General features: G+C 61.6%; 18 protein-coding genes. 11 read left to right on the top strand and 7 right to left on the bottom strand.

The genetic code is table 11. The features are described 5' to 3' along the window. Positions 1-126: 126 nt before the first annotated feature. From KVU_RS06100 to KVU_RS06065, 8 genes are all read left to right on the top strand, one after another. Positions 127-864 (top strand): RNA methyltransferase, encoded by a 738-nt coding sequence (locus KVU_RS06100; protein WP_013384471.1) that lies wholly within the window; start codon positions 127-129, stop codon positions 862-864. A gap of 14 nt (positions 865-878) precedes the next feature. Continuing rightward, positions 879-2,015, top strand: a complete 1,137-nt coding sequence (gene ctaA / locus KVU_RS06095) for a heme A synthase (protein ID WP_013384470.1) — start codon at positions 879-881, stop codon at positions 2,013-2,015. Beyond that, positions 2,015-3,484 (top strand): carboxypeptidase M32, encoded by a 1,470-nt coding sequence (locus tag KVU_RS06090; RefSeq protein WP_013384469.1) that lies wholly within the window; start codon positions 2,015-2,017, stop codon positions 3,482-3,484. The genes ctaA and KVU_RS06090 overlap by 1 nt, the downstream gene beginning before the upstream one ends. Positions 3,485-3,631: 147 nt before the next feature. Beyond that, a complete protein-coding gene (gene rplM / locus KVU_RS06085) occupies positions 3,632-4,093 on the top strand; it encodes a 50S ribosomal protein L13 (RefSeq protein ID WP_013384468.1) in 462 nt (153 codons plus the stop codon). Positions 4,094-4,095: 2 nt separating this feature from the next. Beyond that, entirely contained in the window at positions 4,096-4,584 is a 489-nt protein-coding gene (rpsI, locus tag KVU_RS06080) for a 30S ribosomal protein S9 (RefSeq protein ID WP_013384467.1), read from the top strand. Between the two features lie 169 nt (positions 4,585-4,753). After that, a complete protein-coding gene (locus KVU_RS06075; protein ID WP_013384466.1) occupies positions 4,754-5,629 on the top strand; it encodes an ABC transporter permease in 876 nt (291 codons plus the stop codon). Next, positions 5,626-6,435: an ABC transporter permease gene (locus KVU_RS06070; RefSeq protein WP_013384465.1), complete on the top strand. Its 810-nt coding sequence runs from the start codon at positions 5,626-5,628 to the stop codon at positions 6,433-6,435. The genes KVU_RS06075 and KVU_RS06070 overlap by 4 nt, the downstream gene beginning before the upstream one ends. After that, positions 6,432-7,523 (top strand): ABC transporter ATP-binding protein, encoded by a 1,092-nt coding sequence (locus KVU_RS06065; protein WP_013384464.1) that lies wholly within the window; start codon positions 6,432-6,434, stop codon positions 7,521-7,523. The genes KVU_RS06070 and KVU_RS06065 overlap by 4 nt, the downstream gene beginning before the upstream one ends. Here the strand turns inward: KVU_RS06065 and KVU_RS06060 are convergent. The 3 genes from KVU_RS06060 to KVU_RS06050 form a co-directional block, all read right to left on the bottom strand. Then, positions 7,520-8,098, bottom strand: a complete 579-nt coding sequence (locus KVU_RS06060; protein WP_013384463.1) for a TetR/AcrR family transcriptional regulator — start codon at positions 8,096-8,098, stop codon at positions 7,520-7,522. The genes KVU_RS06065 and KVU_RS06060 overlap by 4 nt on opposite strands. A 12-nt stretch (positions 8,099-8,110) precedes the next feature. Next, positions 8,111-9,037 carry a homoserine O-succinyltransferase gene (locus KVU_RS06055; RefSeq protein WP_013384462.1) on the bottom strand — a complete coding sequence of 309 codons (927 nt, stop codon included), beginning with the start codon at positions 9,035-9,037 and terminating at the stop codon, positions 8,111-8,113. Positions 9,038-9,140: 103 nt separating this feature from the next. Next, positions 9,141-10,010 carry a hypothetical protein gene (locus KVU_RS06050; RefSeq protein ID WP_013384461.1) on the bottom strand — a complete coding sequence of 290 codons (870 nt, stop codon included), beginning with the start codon at positions 10,008-10,010 and terminating at the stop codon, positions 9,141-9,143. A gap of 113 nt (positions 10,011-10,123) precedes the next feature. Between KVU_RS06050 and prfA the strand changes: the two genes are divergently transcribed. From prfA to KVU_RS06035, 3 genes are all read left to right on the top strand, one after another. Next, entirely contained in the window at positions 10,124-11,182 is a 1,059-nt protein-coding gene (gene prfA / locus KVU_RS06045; RefSeq protein ID WP_013384460.1) for a peptide chain release factor 1, read from the top strand. Then, positions 11,179-12,009, top strand: a complete 831-nt coding sequence (prmC, locus tag KVU_RS06040; protein WP_013384459.1) for a peptide chain release factor N(5)-glutamine methyltransferase — start codon at positions 11,179-11,181, stop codon at positions 12,007-12,009. The genes prfA and prmC overlap by 4 nt, the downstream gene beginning before the upstream one ends. Before the next feature lie 209 nt (positions 12,010-12,218). Further along, positions 12,219-12,848 carry a DUF4167 domain-containing protein gene (locus tag KVU_RS06035; RefSeq protein WP_013384458.1) on the top strand — a complete coding sequence of 210 codons (630 nt, stop codon included), beginning with the start codon at positions 12,219-12,221 and terminating at the stop codon, positions 12,846-12,848. Between the two features lie 56 nt (positions 12,849-12,904). Here the strand turns inward: KVU_RS06035 and rsmA are convergent, their stop codons facing one another. Genes rsmA through KVU_RS06015 form a run of 4 tightly spaced genes read right to left on the bottom strand, consistent with a single transcriptional unit; the run spans position 12,905 to position 18,096 of the window. Then, positions 12,905-13,750: a 16S rRNA (adenine(1518)-N(6)/adenine(1519)-N(6))-dimethyltransferase RsmA gene (gene rsmA / locus KVU_RS06030; RefSeq protein WP_013384457.1), complete on the bottom strand. Its 846-nt coding sequence runs from the start codon at positions 13,748-13,750 to the stop codon at positions 12,905-12,907. A gap of 1 nt (position 13,751) precedes the next feature. Continuing rightward, positions 13,752-14,711, bottom strand: a complete 960-nt coding sequence (pdxA, locus tag KVU_RS06025; RefSeq protein ID WP_013384456.1) for a 4-hydroxythreonine-4-phosphate dehydrogenase PdxA — start codon at positions 14,709-14,711, stop codon at positions 13,752-13,754. A 2-nt stretch (positions 14,712-14,713) separates the two neighbouring features. After that, entirely contained in the window at positions 14,714-15,937 is a 1,224-nt protein-coding gene (locus KVU_RS06020; protein ID WP_060486259.1) for a peptidylprolyl isomerase, read from the bottom strand. 23 nt (positions 15,938-15,960) lie between these two features. Beyond that, positions 15,961-18,096 (bottom strand): LPS-assembly protein LptD, encoded by a 2,136-nt coding sequence (locus KVU_RS06015; protein WP_013384454.1) that lies wholly within the window; start codon positions 18,094-18,096, stop codon positions 15,961-15,963. Between the last annotated feature and the right edge of the window lie 3 nt (positions 18,097-18,099).

Genomic DNA, 18,099 nt, shown 5'->3' with positions numbered 1-18,099 from the left:
CGTCCTGCTATAGCCTGCAAACGGGCGCGAGGCCAGTGCCGCAACATGTTGTCTGCTTGTCTTGTGGGGGCGGGGGGGCTAAGGGCATCCGCGATAACCAGCCTTGGAACCAGCCTTGGAAGATCCATGCCAACTGCAACGCCCCAGCCCGCCTTTGTCCTGATCCAGCCCCAGATGGGGGAAAACATCGGCGCCGCAGCGCGGGCGATGTGGAACTTTGGCCTCGACCGGATGCGGGTCATTGCCCCGCGCGACGGCTGGCCCAATGAAAAGGCGGTGGCCATGGCCTCGGGCGCGGGACGCCTGCTGGACGAGGCGCAGCTTTATGCGACCACCGCCGAGGCGATTGCCGATTGCACCTTTGTCTATGCGACCACCGCCCGCCCGCGCGGCCTGACCAAGCCCGTCATGTCGCCCGAAGCCGCGCTGCGCGATGCCCATGCGCGCATCGCCCGCGGCGAAAAGGTCGCGATCATGTTCGGGCCGGAGCGCGCCGGGATGGAAAACGACGATATCGCCCGCGCGAATGTGATCATCACGGTGCCGGTGAACCCTGAATTCCCCTCGCTGAACCTTGCGCAATGCGTGCTGCTGACCGCCTATGAATGGCGCCGCGCCGCAGATGCCGTGGTGGACGAGCGGATCGAGATGGCCGGGGCGGAATGGGCCAATAACGCCGATATCGAGGCGCTGGCCACCCATTTCGAAGAGCGCCTTGACGAGGCAGGCTTTTTCTTTCCCGAACATAAAGCCCAAAGTATGAAACTGAACCTGCGTAATCTGTGGAGCAGGATGCCCCTGACGCGCGCCGATACGGCGACGCTGCATGGTATCTTGCGCCAATTGCTGCGCAATCGCGGTTAAAGCTGGAGGAAACGATGGCGACCACCCCCCGCAAGCTCTTCGAAGAGGTCTCGACCGAGACAAAGTCCACCCCCAAGCCCGGCGGGATCGACGGCGGCCGCCGTCCGGCCCGCGGTGCGATCCGCATCTGGCTGGCGGTGATGTTCTTTATGGTGATGGCGATGGTTGTCATCGGCGGCCTGACCCGTTTGACGGATTCTGGCCTGTCGATCACCGAATGGCGTCCGCTGACCGGCGCGCTGCCGCCTCTGACGCAGGCCGCATGGCTGGCCGAGTTCGAAAAATATCAGCAAATCCCGCAGTTCCATCTACTGAACGCCAATATGACCGTCGATGAATTCAAATTCATCTTTTGGTGGGAATGGGGTCACCGCCAGTTGGGGCGTTTCCTTGGGCTGTTCTGGGCGATTGGTTTCATCGGTTTTTGGGCCACCAAACGTATCCCGCCCGCATGGACGGGCCGTCTGTTCAGCATTGGTGTGCTGATCGGTATTCAGGGCGCTGTCGGCTGGTGGATGGTGCATTCGGGTCTGCAGGACGGTATGGTTGCTGTGGCCTCTTACCGTCTGGCGACACATCTTGGCCTTGCCTTTATTACCTTGGGCGTCATGTGGTGGTTCTTCCTGCTGCTGGATCGCACCGGCGCTGACCTGCGGGTTGCGGGCCGCGCGCAAGAGCGCTCGCTATTCACCCTGGCGAATGTGATGATGGGCCTGACCATTGCGCAGATCCTGCTGGGCGCGCTAGTCGCGGGCATCGACGCGGGTCGGTCCTTTCCGACATGGCCGCTGATGGGCGATAGTTTCTTCCCGCCCGAGCCGTTCTCGCTGGTGCCGAGCTGGCGGAATTTCTTTGAAAACGAAGGCACTGTGCAGTTCATGCACCGTGGCACCGCCTATTTGCTGTTCCTGTTCGGCGTGTATACATGGTGGCGCACGCGCCGCTCGCCGCATCAACGGACGCGCTTTGCCAGCAATGTCGTGCTGGCGCTGATGGTGGTGCAGATGGCGCTGGGCATTGTGACCGTGCTGCATGCCTCGCCCTTGGAATTGGCGATCACGCACCAATTCGGCGCGGTCGCGCTGTGGATGGCGGTGATCTACCTGCGTTATCTGGCGCGGTTCCCCTATGCCGATAAACTGCGGGGCTGATGATGTCTTATGATGCGTTACTGACCTATCTTCGCACGACCGAGGCGCTGGGGCAGGTGGCTGGCCGCCTTGGCTGGGATCAGGAAACGGTGATGCCCGAGGGCGCCGCCGATCAGCGCGCCGAGGAAATCGCCGCGCTGGAGGAAGTGATCCACGCCCGCCGCACCGCGCCCGCCTTTGCCGATCTGCTGGCGGGCGCGAACCCCGTGGATGATGTGCAACGCGCCATGGTGGCGCGGGCGCAGCGCGGCTTTGACCGCTCGAGCCGCATTCCCGCCGAGCTTGCGGCCGAGGCGGCCCGCGTCAATGCGATCTCGCAGCACCGCTGGATCGCGGCGCGCAAGGCTGGCGATCTGGCAGGCTTCCTGCCGACGCTGCAGCAGGTCGTTGCGCTGCAAGTCGCGCAGGCACAGGCGCTGGCCGATGGCGGCGATGCCTATGACGCGCTGCTGGACGGCTATGAGCCGGGTATGAGCGCCGCGCGCCTGACCGCGATTTTCAGCGCTCTGCGCCCCGGTCTGGTGGACCTGCGCGCCGCCATCGCGGAAAAACCGCCTGCGCCGCATTTGAACGGCCATTTCGATGAGGCGCAGCAGATGGCCCTGTCGCAGGAGTTGGCGCTGGCCTTTGGCTATGACCTGTCGCGCGGGCGGATCGACAAGGCGGTGCATCCGTTCTCGTCCGGTTCGGGCGCGGATGTGCGGATCACCACCCGCACCGATGCCGCCGATCCGTTCAACTGTTTCTATTCGACCATTCACGAGGTCGGCCACGCGACATACGAGCAGAACATCCGCGCCGATTTTGCCCTGACGCCGCTGGGCGAGGGTGTTTCGATGGGCGTGCATGAAAGCCAAAGCCGGATCTATGAAAACCAACTGGCGCGCAGCCCTGCCTTTGCCGGTTGGCTGTTTGGCCAGATGCGGGACATGTTCGGCGATTTCGGCATCAGCGATGCGGGCACTTTCGCCCGCGCCGTGAACCGCGTCGCACCCGGCTTTATCCGCACTGAGGCGGATGAGGTGCATTACAATCTGCATATCATGATGCGCTTTGACCTCGAGCGCGCGCTGATCGCCGGTGATCTGGCTGTTGCCGATCTGGAAGAGGCATGGAACACACGTTTCGCCGCCGATTTCGGCCTGACGGTGCCAAATCCGGTGATGGGCGTGTTGCAGGATGTGCATTGGCCCGCAGGTCTGTTCGGTTATTTCCCGACCTATGCGCTGGGCAATATCTATGCGGGCTGCCTGCATCAGGCTTTGCGCGCCGATCTGCCGGATCTGGATGATGCGCTGGCGGCGGGCAATCCTGCGCCTGCGCTGGACTGGCTGCGCGGCAAGGTGCAGCAGCATGGCGGCCTTTATGCGCCTGCCGATCTGATCACCCGCGCGGCTGGCTTTGCCCCAACGGAAGCGCCGCTGCTGGCCTACTTGCAGCAAAAATTCGGCGCGCTTTACGGGATTTAATGGGGTAAAATAATACCGTTTTTATAAAGCACTGATATTTAACGATTTTATTAAATATCGGTGCCTTGACGGCCCCGGAAATCCGCCTATAAGCCACGCATACCAATCAGGGGCGCCGCAGGGCGTCCACGTATTCTGGATAAGACAATGAAAACCTTTACCGCTACTCCGGCGGATATCGAGAAAAAGTGGGTCGTGATCGACGCTGAAGGCGTTGTTCTGGGCCGTCTTGCCTCGATTATCGCCATGCGTCTGCGCGGCAAGCACAAGCCGTCGTTCACCCCCCACATGGACATGGGTGACAATGTCATCGTCATCAACGCTGAAAAAGTGCAGGTGACCGGCGACAAGCGCGAAAAGCCCAACTACTGGCACACCGGCCACCCGGGCGGCATCAAGTCGCGCACCACGGGCGAGATCCTCGAGGGTAAATACCCCGAGCGCGTCATCATGCAGGCTGTCAAGCGCATGCTGCCGGGCAACCGCCTGAGCCGCGTTCAGCTGACCCACCTGCGCGTTTTTGCGGGCACCGCCCACACCCATGAAGCACAGAACCCCGAGGTTCTGGACGTCGCTTCGTGGAACAAAAAGAACACGAGGACCGCGTAATCATGGCCGATCAGATCAAATCGCTGGATCAGCTGGCCGTTGCTGCTGGTGAAGCTGCAACTGTCGTCGCCGTCGCTGCCCCCCGCGAACCCGTTCGCGACGCGCTGGGCCGTTCCTATGCAACCGGCAAGCGTAAAGACGCTGTCGCTCGCGTTTGGATCAAACCCGGTTCGGGCAAAGTGACCGTCAACGGTCGCGAGCTGCCGGTTTATTTCGCACGCCCCGTGCTGCAAATGATCCTGCGTCAGCCGTTCCAAGTGGCCGGCGTTGTCGACCAGTTCGACGTTGTCGCAACCGTTGTTGGCGGTGGTCTTTCGGGCCAAGCCGGTGCTGTCAAGCACGGCATCTCGAAGGCGCTGCAACTGTTCGACCCCAGCCTGCGTCCCGCGCTGAAAGCCGCTGGCTTCCTGACCCGCGACAGCCGCGTCGTCGAGCGTAAGAAATACGGTAAGGCGAAAGCCCGTCGTAGCTTCCAGTTCTCGAAGCGCTAATTTTTCGGCTTTTGCCGCACCATTGGGGCGTGCCTTTTGGCGCGCCCTTTTGCATTTTTCGCTCCCATAAGTAAGCGGGGCCGAAAATCAGTTGCCAAGGCGCTGATCAATGGCCAACCATGGGACTGACACGGCATGAGACTGGCACGGCAAGGGAAAAGCTGAGACGATGGCAACAGGTATGCTAAGTGATCCGGGCGCCCGCAAAGGGCTGCTGCTTGTTTCACCGCCCTTTCTATTCGCGCTGGTCATGCTGGCGATCCCGCTGGGCGCTGTCGTGCTGCTCAGCTTTTGGAGCCGTCAGGGCTTTACGCTAGACACGACCTTTACCCTTGCGAATTATCAAGAGGCGGTCGGTCATCCGCTGTACCGTTTGCTGCTCGGGCGTTCGCTGCTGGTGTCGGGCCTGGTGACATTGGTCACGGTGCTGCTGGCCTATCCAATTGCCTATTTCGTCTCGTTCAAGGTGGACCCCAGCCGCAAAGCCCTGTGGCTGCTGCTGATTACCATCCCGTTCTGGACATCCTATCTGATCCGCGTCGTGCTGTGGAAAGTGATCCTTGGCTATAACGGTGTCATCAACTCGGCCCTGATGTGGGTCGGCGTCATCGACGAGCCGTTGCAGGCGATCAACTATAATATGGGGGCGGTGGTGATCACGCTGGCCCATTCCTATGCGCCGTTTGCGATCCTGCCGATCTTCGTTGCGCTGGAAAAGATCGACCGCTCGTTCCTCGAGGCGTCGCTTGACCTCGGCGAGAATAAATTCATGACCTTCATCCGCGTGACACTGCCGCTGTCTATGACAGGGATCGTGGCCTCGGTGCTGATCGTCTTTATCCCGACCGTCGGCGATTTCGTCACGCCCGAACTGCTGGGCGGGCCGGGGGGCAAGCTGATGGCCAATATGATCCAAAGCATGTTCCTTGGGATCAACAAGCCGACCTTGGGGGCGGCGCTTGCGGTGATCTCGATGGTCTCGGTGGGGGTTGTGAGTCTGATCTTTGTGCTGCTGTGCAGTCGCTGGCTGGGAGGGCGACAATGAAATCCTGGGGCCTGCGCGGCTATGCCGTCCTTTACCTAATCTTTCTTTACGCGCCGATCGCGCTGCTGCCGGTGTTCGCCTTTAACTCTGGCACGATCATTGCCTTTCCGCTGCAAGGGTTTTCGACCCGCTGGTTCGAATCCCTGTGGGGCAATCGCGTATTGATCGAGGCGGTCAAGAATTCGCTGTTCGTCGCGATGATGAGCGCGATTTTCGCGACGATCCTTGGCATGGCGGCCGCGCGCGCCGGCACGCTTTACCGCTTTCCCTTCAAGGCCGGGATCATGGGGTTGATCATGGCGCCGCTGGTCATGCCCGAGATTATCATGGCCGTGGCGCTGCTGGTGATCGCGGTGCAACTGTTGGGGCTGACGCTGAACGCATGGATTTTGATCGCGGCGCATACGCTGATCACCATGCCCTTTACCATGGCAATCCTGAACGGCGCGTTTTCGAACATCGATCCCGCGCTGGAAGAGGCTGCGCTGGATCTGGGCGAGACAGAATGGTCGGCCTTTGTGCGTGTGACGCTGCCGCTGATCACGCCGGGGATCGTCTCTTCGCTGCTGATTTCGTTCACGATCAGCCTGGACGAATATATTATCGCATCCTTCCTGACAGGCTCTAGCCCGACGATGCCGGTCTATATCTGGGGTCTGACGCGCAATATCAACCAATTGCCGGTGGTGATGCCGCTGGGCACGATTTTGGTGGCGCTGTCGATCCTGTTGCTTGTTATTGCTGAATTTTTCCGTCGCCGCGGTCTTGCGCGGGCAGGGGTTAAGAACACCGGAGGCTTCCTGTGAAAGAAGAATTGATTACCCTGCGCGGCATTCACAAATGGTATGGTGATTACCACGCCCTGCGCGGCATTGACCTCAATATCGGCAAGGGCGAATTCTTTTCGCTGCTGGGGCCGTCGGGCTGTGGCAAGACCACCTTGCTGCGCACCATTGCCGGGTTCGAACAGATCGGCGATGGCGTCATGCTGATCGACGGCAAGGACATGCGCAACGTCCCCGCCAATGAACGCCCGACGAATATGGTGTTCCAGTCCTATGCGATCTTTCCGCATCTGTCGGTTGAGGAAAACGTCGCCTTTGGCCTGCGCAAAGACCCCCGCAGCAAGACCGAGAAGGCCGCCGCTGTGGCCGAGGCGTTGCAGATGGTCGGCCTTGCCGGTTTCGGCAAACGCGCCGCCAATGCGCTATCGGGCGGTCAGCGGCAACGCGTGGCGCTGGCGCGGGCGCTGATCCTGAAGCCGAAAGTGCTGCTGCTCGATGAGCCGCTATCGGCGCTGGACAAGAACATGCGCGAGCATATGCAGGTCGAGCTGATCAAGCTGCAGCGTCAGGTTGGCATCACCTTTATTCTGGTCACCCACGACCAAGAAGAGGCGCTGGTCATGTCCGATCGCATCGCCGTCATGTTCGAGGGTAATATCGGGCAGTTGGCAGATCCGGAAACGCTGTATCGCCGCCCGATCAGCAAGCGCGTGGCCTCGTTCATCGGTAAGATGAACTTCTTTGATGCCAAGGTGTTGGAAGTGACAGATACCGCCGTGCAGGTGGATGTCACGGGTCTTGGCCTTAGCACCGTTGCGCGCGAACAGGCGCCCGGCGGCGCCGAGATCGGCCAGACCACCATCGGCATCCGGCCCGAGACGCTGGCGATCTTGTATGAGGGCGAACAGACCGACCGCCGCATCGTCGAAGGCACCGTCGACGAGGTCGTCTATTACGGCGATATGACCTATTACGACGTGCGTATCGCGGGCGTTGAAAAACCGCTGACCATCTCGATGAAGAACCTGATCAGCCGCCCTGTGCTGAACGTGGGCGAGAAAACCCGTGTGGCGTGGGACGAACGCTCGCTGGTGGTGCTGAAGGATTAGGCCCTGATCCCGCGCAGATAGATCTGCAGGGCGCTGTCCAGCATCTTTTCGGTGTTGGCTGCGCCCTTTGGGCCGCGGGCAAACAGCTCGACCATGCCGTGGCACAGCGCCAGCATATGGGCGGTCACCATCTTGCCATCGATATCGCTACCCTCCAGCAGGCGCTGGGTGGCGCGGGTCATCACCGCTTGGGTGCCGGCGCCCGCGCTGTCGAGATCAGCATTCACCCCCGGATGCAGGCCGCTTTCAAACATGGCGATGTAATGGCCCGGATGGCTGCGAGCGAAATCCAGAAAGACCCGCCCAGCGGCGCGCAGGATCACGTCAGGGGCGGCGTCCTCGACAATGATCGCGGCCATGTTCTGCGCCAAAATCTGGTGGCCCTGAATGGCGGCGGCGATCAGCAGGTCATCGCGGCCTGCAAAATGGCGATAGATGGCGGCGGGGGTGACACCCGCCTGACGGGCGGCCTCGGAGAGGGTAAAGCCGGTTGGGCCCTTTTCCTCGATCAGCGCCAGCGCCGCATTCAGCAGCGCTGGCCGTAGGTTGCCGTGGTGATAGCCGCTTTTCGCCACACTGCCCCCCCTTTAAGGCCGCGTCAGTTCCGCCAGATTATAGGGCGTGCCCTGATAGATGTCATTGATCCAGTTGCCATAGATCAGATGGGCCGCGCCGCGCCACAGGTTTTTCGGCACCTGCGCCGGGTCGTTCTGCGGATAGTAATTCTGCGGCACATTGATCGGCGTGCCATTGGCCACGTCGCGATCATATTCCTGTTTCAGCGTGTCATTGTCGTATTCGAAATGGTTGAACACATACAGCCGACGCTGCGCCGCTTCCTCGAGCAGGCAGGGCCCGGTCTCGGGCGAGGAGATCAGCACGTCGAGCCCCTCGGCGGCGCGGATCTCATCCTCGCGCAGCTCTGTCCAGCGCGAGACGGGCACATAGACCTCGTCCGACAGCCCGCGCAGGATATGCGAGGCCGAGCGCGCCACCGGATGCGCGAAACAACCGAACGCCTTATGCGGCAGATCATGCTTTTGCACGCCGTGGAAATGATAGGCCATCGCCATCGCGCCCCAGCAGACGCCAAAGGTCGAATAGACATTGTCACGCGTCCAGTCGAACACGCGGCGCAGTTCCTCCCAATAGGTCACATCCTCATAGGGCAGATGTTCGATCGGCGCGCCGGTGATGATCAGCCCGTCAAACTTCTCGCCGCTCGCCTCGATATCGGAAAAGGGACGGTAAAATTCTTCCATATGCTCGGCGGCGGTGTTCTTGGTCTGATGCTCGCTCATACGGATCAGCGATAGCTCGATCTGCAAAGGCGTCGCGCCGATTAGCCGGGCGAACTGGTTTTCGGTCTGGATCTTTTTCGGCATCAGGTTCAGCAGGCCGATGCGCAAGGGGCGGATATCCTGCCGGCCTGCGCGGTCATCCGACATTACCATCACGCCTTCGCGCGAAAGAACGTCGTATGCGGGCAGGTTTTCTGGCAGTTTAATGGGCATATCTTTGGACCTTATGGAGTGGCGGCTGATGTAAGCCGATGGGGGAACGGCGGCAAGGGGCAGCGGTGTGCGCTGCTGCACAGGCCCCCGCACAGACTGGTGTTCAGCCCCGCATTCGCCCGTCCAAGGTCGCAGCGATCAGATCATCGAAATCGGCGGCGCTGCGCACATCTGCGATCTGCTGCGCCGTCACCGTCACGCCCCAATGACGCGCCATCGCCGCATAAAGCGGCTGGCGATGCGCCAGCGCCTTGGCATAGGTCCAGCGGATGAAATCGTCGGGGTTCACCTTATCCGCCGCAAGATCCTTCTCGACCAGGTAATCCGCCCAGGCCCGCGCCAGGAACGCCGGTTGATAAGCCATTGGTTTTGGCGCGCGATCAAAGCGGCGGATGAGTTCAGCAGTATGATCCTCGGTCCCTTTGATCCAGATCATCAGCGTGCTGGCAGACAGCGCTTTCAGGATGGGGTCGTCAGGGTTTTCGGGATCGACCCATTCGCAAATCGACCCGCCGGTGTCGCAGATGAAATGCGGATAGCCATAGATGCTTTCCGCCCGTTCGATAAAGCTGGTGGTATCCAGCAGGGCGGCTTCCTCGGCGCGGCGGAACAGGTCTTGGCGGCGCTGGTATTCGGGAAACGGCAGACCGCCCTCGGCCACGTCACCGGGTTTGCCTAGCCACATCGAGACGGGCTTTAGGTTCGCAAAGGTGATGTTCGATGCGATATAGATCGAATCGCTCATCAACAATTCGCGCAAATAGGGGTTCTTCATCGCCTCGCGTTTAGCGTTATCGGCGATGTCCTCGCCCAGATATCGCGTGCCAATGCGGTAATCGATGGAATAGTGAAACCAGTCGCCCTGATCGCGCAGGATCTGGCTGACATGGGTTTTTCCAAGGCCGGACATGCCGAAAAACAGCACGCGCTTTTGCGGCGCATCGCGCCAGCTTTGGGCGGAATCGTAAATCATGGCTGCTCCCTTGGCCTTACGGCACAGATGTGACGGTGCGGGGCGGGCGCGTCAAGTGCGCGCGGGGCGCGCGCCCGCTTGACCCGCCCGTTGCCTGCGGGCATTGAAGCGCCATGATACCCGCTGAAAAACTCGCTCAACTGACCGATCGCTTCCAGTTTCTGGAGGCCAAGATGCAATCCGGCCTGTCGGGCGCGGAAATCGCCGCCCTTGGCCGCGAATATTCCGAGCTAAAGCCCGTGGTCGACACGCTCGCGCGTTACCAAGCGCTGGAGGCGGACCTTGCCAGTGCCGAGGAATGGCTGGCCGATCCCGATATGCGGGCCTTTGCCGAGGAAGAGCTGCCGCGTCTGCGCACCGCCTTTGCCGAAGCCGAGATCGAGATGCAAAAGGCGCTGTTGCCGCGCGATGCCGCAGACGGTCGCCCCGCGATGCTGGAAATCCGTCCGGGCACCGGCGGGGATGAGGCATCCCTGTTCGCCGCCGACCTGCTGCGCATGTATCAGCGCTATTCCGAAAGCAAGGGCTGGCGGTTCGAGATTATCGAAGAGGCCGAAACCGAGCTGGGCGGCATCAAAGAAGTCGTCGTCCGGATCGAGGGCGAGGGCGTCTTCGCCCGTATGAAATACGAATCCGGTGTGCACCGCGTGCAGCGCGTGCCCGAGACCGAAAGCGGCGGGCGCATTCATACCTCTGCCGCGACGGTCGCCGTCCTGCCCGAGGCCGAGGCCGTGGATATCGAGATCAACCCCGGCGATATCCGTATCGACACGATGCGCGCATCGGGCGCGGGTGGCCAGCATGTGAATACCACCGATTCCGCCGTGCGGATCACCCACTTGCCGACCGGCATTATCGTTACCAGCTCGCAAAAATCGCAGCATCGCAACCGCGAGTTGGCGATGGATGTGCTGCGTGCCCGCCTGTACGATATGGAACGCAGCCGCGTCGATGGCGCGCGCTCGGCCGATCGCAAAGCACAGGTCGGATCGGGCGACCGCAGTGAGCGCATCCGCACCTATAATTTCCCGCAGGGGCGCATGACCGATCACCGCATCAATATGACGCTGTACCGGCTGGATCAGATCCTGCAGGGCGATCTGGATGAGATCGTCGATGCGCTGGTTGCCGATGCGCAGGCAACGCTGCTGGCGGAAATGGCTGAATTGTGATCACCGGCAATGCGCTGATCCGCGAGGCGATTGCCGCGTTGAATGCGGCGGGCGTCGATGGCGCGGCCCGCGATGCGCGTCTGCTGCTGGCCCATGCTTTGGGGGTCGCACCAGACCGTCTGACGCTGGTGCTGCCTGATGTGGTGAATGCGGCGCAGGCGGACGCCTTTCACGCCGCCATCGCACAGCGCGCTAAACGCCAGCCGGTGGCGCAGATCATTGGCCAGCGCATGTTCTATGGTCGCAATTTTCTGGTCACGCCTGACACGCTCGATCCGCGCCCCGAGACCGAGGTTCTGATCGCCGCCGCTTTGGCGCAACCTTTTACCCGTGTTTTAGATATTGGGACAGGAACGGGCTGTATCCTGCTGACTTTGCTTGCAGAAAATCAGCAGGCGGTGGGGCAGGGCGTTGATCTATCGCCCGCGGCATTGGATGTTGCACAGCGCAATGCGGTGGCGCTGGGGCTGGATACGCGCGCTGAATTTAGCCTGTCCGATTGGGGCATGGCGGCAACTGGGCGCTTTGATCTGATCGTTTCGAACCCGCCTTATATCGCGCTGGATGAAATGGCGGGCCTGTCGCCCGAGGTCACCGGTTGGGAGCCTGCGATGGCGCTGACGGACGGCGGTGACGGGCTGGCGGCCTATCGCGCCATTTTGGCGGATGCGCCGCGCCTGTTGTCCGACGCCGGCCGCGTGATCGTTGAATTCGGCCCGACACAGGCCGATGCGATCCGTGCCATCGGTGATGCGGCGGGCTTTACCTCCGCCCAGTTGCATCACGATCTGGATGGCCGTGACCGTTGCCTCGTCTTTTCGCAATAGATGCGGAAAATCGAAGTTTTCACGTCGTTTTTGCTTGCTATCACGGCATAATAGCCTTACCTAGCACCCAGCGTCGAGGAAAGCAGAAACGACTTCCCACGCCAAACGCCCGCTTTAACGGATCTTTCATATGGTCGCCTCAATCTGGTGATCTGGGGTCGGGCGGGGTGCATTTGCAATTAGCAATCAATAGGCTGGATTAAAGCCCTATGAGATCTTCTAAATCACGCTCGCGCGGGAATAAGAATCGCAATAACCGTCCCTTTGGTGGCAATATCATCAACCGTGTGTTCGATAGCTCGGGCCCGGACGGAAAAGTGCGCGGAACGCCGCAGCAGATTATCGAAAAATACAACCAACTTCACCGCGATGCCCAATTGTCGGGCGACCGGGTGAATGCTGAAAACTTTGCGCAACATGCCGAGCATTACACACGTATGCTGGCCGAGGCGCAGCGCGAGGTTGATCGGGCCCGCGAGGAGGCTGAACAGGCCAACCGCGACCGTCAGGCCGAGCGTGACCGCGAGCGTGCCTCGCGGCAGCGTCAGGGTGGCGACGCCCCGCAAGAGGCAGGCGAGCCTGCAGAATTTGCGATTGTCGATCTGGGTGATGATGAAATCGCCATGACAAACGCCAACGAGGCGCAACCCGAGGCAGAGCCCTATGTCGCGCCCGTGACCCAAGAGCCTGTTGCCGCAGTCAGCGAAGAGGCGGCCGAGCCTGCCGCCCCGCGCCGCCGCCCGCGCCCGCCGCGCAACAATGACGGCGAGGCAAAGCCACGTGCCCCGCGCCGTCCGCGCAAGGCAGAAGACGCGCCAGCCTCAGAAACTGCAGAATAAAAAGAACCGGCCCTTGGGCCGGTTCTTTTATGCCGAGGTCTTTTATGTCTGCGCGGCTATGTCTGCGCGGCGATCGCCCGCGCAAGGGCGCAGAAATGTTCCAGATCGATCTGCTCGGCCCGTTCTGTTGGTTTGATATCAACCGAGGTCAGGATATCCTCGATATCGGGCGCGAGGCCGCGCAGCGAGGCGCGCAGCATCTTGCGGCGCTGACCAAAGGCGGCGGCGGTGACGCGCTCCAGCACTTTCAGATCGGCGGGGAAACGCGGCGCGGGCAGCGCGGTCAGATGCACCACGGCGGACGAGACCTTGGGCGGCGGGGTAAAGGCCTGCGGCGGCAGATCCAGCACGATCCGTGCATCGGCGCGCCATTGCGACAGGATCGCAAGGCGGCCGTAATGGTTGCTGCCGGGCTTTGCGGTGATCCGCTCGGCCACTTCGCGCTGGAACATCAGCGTCAGGCTTTGCCAAAACGGCGGCCATTGGGGCGGCGTCAGCCAGCGGATCAGCAGCTCGGTGCCGATATTATAGGGCAGGTTGGCGGCGACGCGAATGGGCGGCGTCAGATGCGCCAGCGGGTCGACCTGCAGCGCGTCGCCCTGAATATAGCTGAAACGGCCCGGATAAGCGTCGGCGATTTCCTCCAGCGCGGGGATGCAGCGCTCGTCCTTTTCAATCGACAGCACGCGGCGCGCGCCCTCGGCCAGCAGGCCGCGGGTCAGCCCGCCGGGGCCGGGGCCGATTTCCAGCACATCCGAGCCTGACAGATCACCGGCCTGACGCGCGATCTTGGCGGTCAGGTTCAGATCCAGCAGAAAATTCTGCCCCAGCGCCTTTTTGGCGGACAGCCCATGCGTGGCGATCACCTCGCGCAGGGGGGGCAGGTTATCAATCGCAGCCATATTAAACCTTTCGGGCCGCAGCCATCTGTCCCGCCATCCGCAACGCTGCAATCATCGAGGCGGGATCAGCGATTCCCTTGCCCGCAATATCAAAGGCCGTGCCATGGTCGGGCGAGGTGCGGATAAACGGCAGGCCCAGCGTGACATTCACGCCGCCTGCAAAATCCAATGTTTTGATCGGGATCAGCGCCTGATCGTGATACATGCAGACCGCGACATCGTAATGCTGGCGCGCGCCCGCGTGGAACATTGTATCGGCGGGCAAGGGGCCGATCAGATCCAGCCCCTCGGCGCGCAACTGATCCAGCACGGGGCGGATCAAGGTGATCTCCTCGCGCCCCATCAGCCCGTCCTCGCCCGCATGGGGGTTAAGACCGGCCACGGCGATGCGCGGCGCATTCAGGCCAAAGTCGCGCTGTAGGCCCGCATGGGTCAGGCGCAAAGTCTCGGCCAGCAGATCTGGCGTCAGGCGTGCAGGCACATCGGCGACCGCGATATGGATGGTAACCGGCACGACACGCAGCGCATCGCAGGCCAGCATCATCACCACGCGATCTACGCCGCCAAGCGCCGCTAGAAATTCGGTATGGCCCGGATAGGCAAAACCCGCGCCATGAACCAGCGCGGCCTTGTGGATGGGGGCGGTGCAGATGCCGTCGATCTGGCCGGCCATTGCCAGCGCAGCGCCGGTTTCAATGGCGTGAATGACGCCAGCCGCCAAACGCGGATCAGCAATGCCCGGCGTCGGCGCGGGGCCGTAATCTTGCGCCAGCACGGGCAGGCTATCCGCAGGCAGCGACCCGCGCGGATCATCAATCACCGTATAGGACGTGCCAATCGGCAGATGGCGCGGATCACCGATCCACACCATCCGCATCTTATCCCGCAGCGCGGCCCAGGCTTTGACGGCAATTTCGGGGCCGATGCCGGCAGGCTCGCCGCAGGTGATGGCGATCGTCATGGTTAACGGATCACCGCATTCGCGCGCAGCTCGGCGATGATACGGTCGCCGCGGCTTTCCAGACGCTCGCCGCGCACCAGATTGCTGGCCAGCTCGCGCGTCAGCCCTTGGGGCGGCGTGATATTGCGGGCGCAAAGCATGGTGATCGTCGCGCCATTTGCGGTGGGCGTTGCAATGATATTGCCGGGGTTCATCGTGCTGATGACGGGCGCAACCTCGGCCGGCACCTGCGCCGGCGCGACGCTTTGGCGGGTCAGGGTGACATCGGCATTTTGCAGATTATGGGTGTAGAGATCATCGCAGGTCGCGACGGTCGGCAAGATCCGCTCTGCCGCAGCGACCGAGGGCACCTGCATCACAGCATATTCGACCGAGGCAACCGAGGCGTTCGCAATACGCCCCTCGCGCAGGCCGCGCACTTGCAGCAAGGCGACGCCGCCTTCGATCCCCAGCGGCGCGGTGACCTGGCCCGGCGACATCGCCGACAGCACATTTTGCAGCCCCGGCGGGAAGTTGGCCAGCGGCACCCAATCCATCTGGCCACCGTTGGCGCGGCTGTTGGTCACCGAATATTCACGCGCAGCGTCCGAAAAGGCCGCCGTGCTGGTCAGTTGCGAGAATTGCTGTGCAAGCTGTTGGATCTGCTGCTCTTGCCCGGGCACCAGCGGCATGATCAGCTCGGACAGCAGGATCTCCATTCCTTGCGATGCGGTGGCGGCGCGGGCGATATACGCGTCGATATCGGCCTCGGTCACGGTGATCGTACTGTTAAAGCGGGCACGCACATAATCGCGCCACAGCACACTGACGCGCAGATAGTCGCGCAGCGCTGCCCCATCGATGCCGAGCTGCCCCATATTCGCCAGCAATTGCGCAGGCGTGAGATTGGCGCGGCCCGCAAATTCCGCCAAGGCCATGTCATATTGCTCGTCCGTCAGCGCAATCGTGTAGCGGGCCAGTTCCTCTTGGCGCAGCGCATCGTCGATCAGGCTTTCGCGGGCATTTTGCTGCGCATCGCCCGGCGTGTTAAAGAACTGCAACAGCAGCGCGCGCTGGTTCACCTCATATTGGGTGATGGCGCGATCATTCACGGTAACTGCGGACGAGAACAGCCCCTGTGCCGCGGTGCCATGCGGCAGCAGCGCCAGGGTGCAGGCGCCAAGCAGCGCCGCGCGCAGCCAGTTTTTCGCTGTCACGTTGAAAGATGTGCCGGGCATTTGCATCATTGGCCTTCTCCTGCCGGGTTCGCTCATATTCCGCAAGCCGTGCTGGCCCTGCGTGTCCCGCCTACCGAAAAGCCGGCCAAACTGACAGAAAGGCCGACCGAGGTCGAGGGCTCGAGATACAATGTCGATGTGTAGCGACGCTCGACCGAAAGGTCTACCATCACGCATTCATTTTGCCAGCCGATATCAAAGCCGACGCGCATCATATCGGCGGCGGCGATATCATAGCGGATGCTAGAGGCCAGCGACCAAGTATCATCCAGTTTCAGGCTGCTATCAAAGGTCAGCTCGGAAATTGTCGTCTCGCGCGCTTCGGTCAGGTCGGCGGGAAGATGGATGTAACCTGCTGAAAGTCCAAGGGTATCGCGGTTCCAATTCACCCGCATCTCGGATTTGCCAAAGCCCGACAGATCGTCCTCCAGCAAGGTGCGCGCATCCATGCTAAGGCCGCCCGGCAGCACCAGTTCCGCCTCGAGCAAGATATCATTGGATTTGTCGGTCATGCCGCTGGTCGGGGCAAGGCCATCGGCTTCTTCTTGCCGCAGGATCTGGCCGATGGTCAGCGCACCGGACCAGCCGCTGGGATCGAACATCGCATAGCGCAGACCATAGCCCAGCCGGGCACCGGGTTCGACTGCGTCATCGCCGGGTAGCCGGCTGAGGGCAAAGATATTGGCGCTGTCCATTTCAGCGATCAGCGAATCTTCGTTCGGGGCGGCCGGGCCGTAACCTTCCGACCAGCCGACCGAGATGATCGGCTCTAGATACTGCGTGCGGCCAGCGTTATCCGCGCGGATCAACGGCCAAGACAATGTCGCCGCAATAGCAGGCTGCATACGCAGCAGGATGTCGTCATAGGTCGGGTCATCATTGATCCCATAGGCCAGCACCGTATTGGCCGCATCAAACCGCAACCGCGCCCCGCCGTCCAAGGTCAGTGTCTTGTTCCATTCACCAAAGACATAAAGACGGTTCACATCGCGCCCCAGCTGCCCGGTGTAATCGCCCGTGCGCCATAGGCCGCGATAATCAATGCCATAGGTCAGGTTGCCACCGATGACACTGGGTGTGGTATCATGCTCCCAGCGGGCAAAGGCCACATAGGGGGGCAGCGCGTCATTGGTTTCGCTGTCGCGCAAGCTGCGATAGCCCCAAAAGCCGAAATTCGATTTTGTGTCTTCTTCGATCCGGCTGATCTCGACCCCCGATTGCAGCCGGTCGGTATAGGAATAGCCGTAATGGCTCATCACGGCGCTGTCCGATACATCCTGCCAGCGGAAATACAGCGTTGTATTCTCGCTAAGGCGGAAGTTGCCGGTTGCGTCAATGTAATGGCGGGTGGTGCCTTCGATCAACTGGTCGCTGCCGACCATCGCATTCACATTGATATCGCCAAAGGTCAGCGCTTGGCGATATTGGCCCAGCATTGCGGTGCCGCGCGCGGCAAAATAGGGCGTCAGCGTCAGGTCGCGCGATGTGCCGATAGGGATGTAATAGGGCAGCATAATGCCAAACCCCATCTCGGAGGTTGACCATGTCCGCGGGGCCAGCAGCCCTTGGGCACGGGTCACATCCGCGGCGGGCACGCGCAAGACGGGTAGCCATGCAAGCGGCACGCCCTTGATCAAAAAGGTGGCGTTTTCGAACCAGATCTGCTGCGCCACATCATCATGGACAACACGACCCGCGCGGATCTGCCACAAAGGCGTGCTATCGCCGCAGACCTGGCACGAGGTTGCCGCAACGCGCGTCAGCTGAGTGATGCCCTGGCCGTTTTGTTCAATTTCGCTGGCGGCCAGTTGCAATTGCTGGTTCAGCACCATGCGCGCGCCTTCCAGCAGGCCCGCGCGCAGGCGCTGGTCCAGCTGCCCCGCCTCGGCCGTGATCGCAGTGCCGTCGGGCTGCTGGATCAGGATCGGGCCGGTCAGTGAAAGCTGCTCGTTCTCGCGATCATAGATCACGGTCGCGGCGGATAGCGCCGTGCCGTCGTAAAAGACTTGCACATGGCCTTCGGCGATCAGGCGGCCAGCATCGTCCACACGGATGCTATCAGCCAACAGCGTCGGCACATCTTGCGCCTGCGCGCCACCAACGGCGGTGCAGACCGCAAGCGTTGCGGCTGCAAGAAATCCGCGTGGCGGGTTCAATTTCCGCGCCATAGT

Source organism: Ketogulonicigenium vulgare WSH-001 (assembly GCF_000223375.1).
GTDB lineage: Bacteria > Pseudomonadota > Alphaproteobacteria > Rhodobacterales > Rhodobacteraceae > Ketogulonicigenium > Ketogulonicigenium vulgare.
The sequence above is the reverse complement of the archived record's forward strand: the minus strand, read 5'-3'. Positions and strand labels throughout refer to the sequence as shown.

Excerpts from the sequence above, each read along its gene's own strand:
- KVU_RS06035 (WP_013384458.1), top strand. The coding sequence starts at position 12,219 with ATGAGATCTTCTAAATCACGCTCGCGCGGGAATAAGAATCGCAATAAC.
- rsmA (WP_013384457.1), bottom strand. The coding sequence starts at position 13,750 with ATGGCTGCGATTGATAACCTGCCCCCCCTGCGCGAGGTGATCGCCACG.
- KVU_RS06020 (WP_060486259.1), bottom strand. The coding sequence starts at position 15,937 with ATGATGCAAATGCCCGGCACATCTTTCAACGTGACAGCGAAAAACTGG.
- KVU_RS06075 (WP_013384466.1), top strand. The coding sequence starts at position 4,754 with ATGGCAACAGGTATGCTAAGTGATCCGGGCGCCCGCAAAGGGCTGCTG.
- prfA (WP_013384460.1), top strand. The coding sequence starts at position 10,124 with ATGATACCCGCTGAAAAACTCGCTCAACTGACCGATCGCTTCCAGTTT.
- KVU_RS06070 (WP_013384465.1), top strand. The coding sequence starts at position 5,626 with ATGAAATCCTGGGGCCTGCGCGGCTATGCCGTCCTTTACCTAATCTTT.
- pdxA (WP_013384456.1), bottom strand. The coding sequence starts at position 14,711 with ATGACGATCGCCATCACCTGCGGCGAGCCTGCCGGCATCGGCCCCGAA.
- KVU_RS06055 (WP_013384462.1), bottom strand. The coding sequence starts at position 9,037 with ATGCCCATTAAACTGCCAGAAAACCTGCCCGCATACGACGTTCTTTCG.
- KVU_RS06100 (WP_013384471.1), top strand. The coding sequence starts at position 127 with ATGCCAACTGCAACGCCCCAGCCCGCCTTTGTCCTGATCCAGCCCCAG.
- ctaA (WP_013384470.1), top strand. The coding sequence starts at position 879 with ATGGCGACCACCCCCCGCAAGCTCTTCGAAGAGGTCTCGACCGAGACA.
- rpsI (WP_013384467.1), top strand. The coding sequence starts at position 4,096 with ATGGCCGATCAGATCAAATCGCTGGATCAGCTGGCCGTTGCTGCTGGT.
- rplM (WP_013384468.1), top strand. The coding sequence starts at position 3,632 with ATGAAAACCTTTACCGCTACTCCGGCGGATATCGAGAAAAAGTGGGTC.
- KVU_RS06050 (WP_013384461.1), bottom strand. The coding sequence starts at position 10,010 with ATGATTTACGATTCCGCCCAAAGCTGGCGCGATGCGCCGCAAAAGCGC.
- KVU_RS06015 (WP_013384454.1), bottom strand. The coding sequence starts at position 18,096 with ATGGCGCGGAAATTGAACCCGCCACGCGGATTTCTTGCAGCCGCAACG.
- KVU_RS06090 (WP_013384469.1), top strand. The coding sequence starts at position 2,015 with ATGATGTCTTATGATGCGTTACTGACCTATCTTCGCACGACCGAGGCG.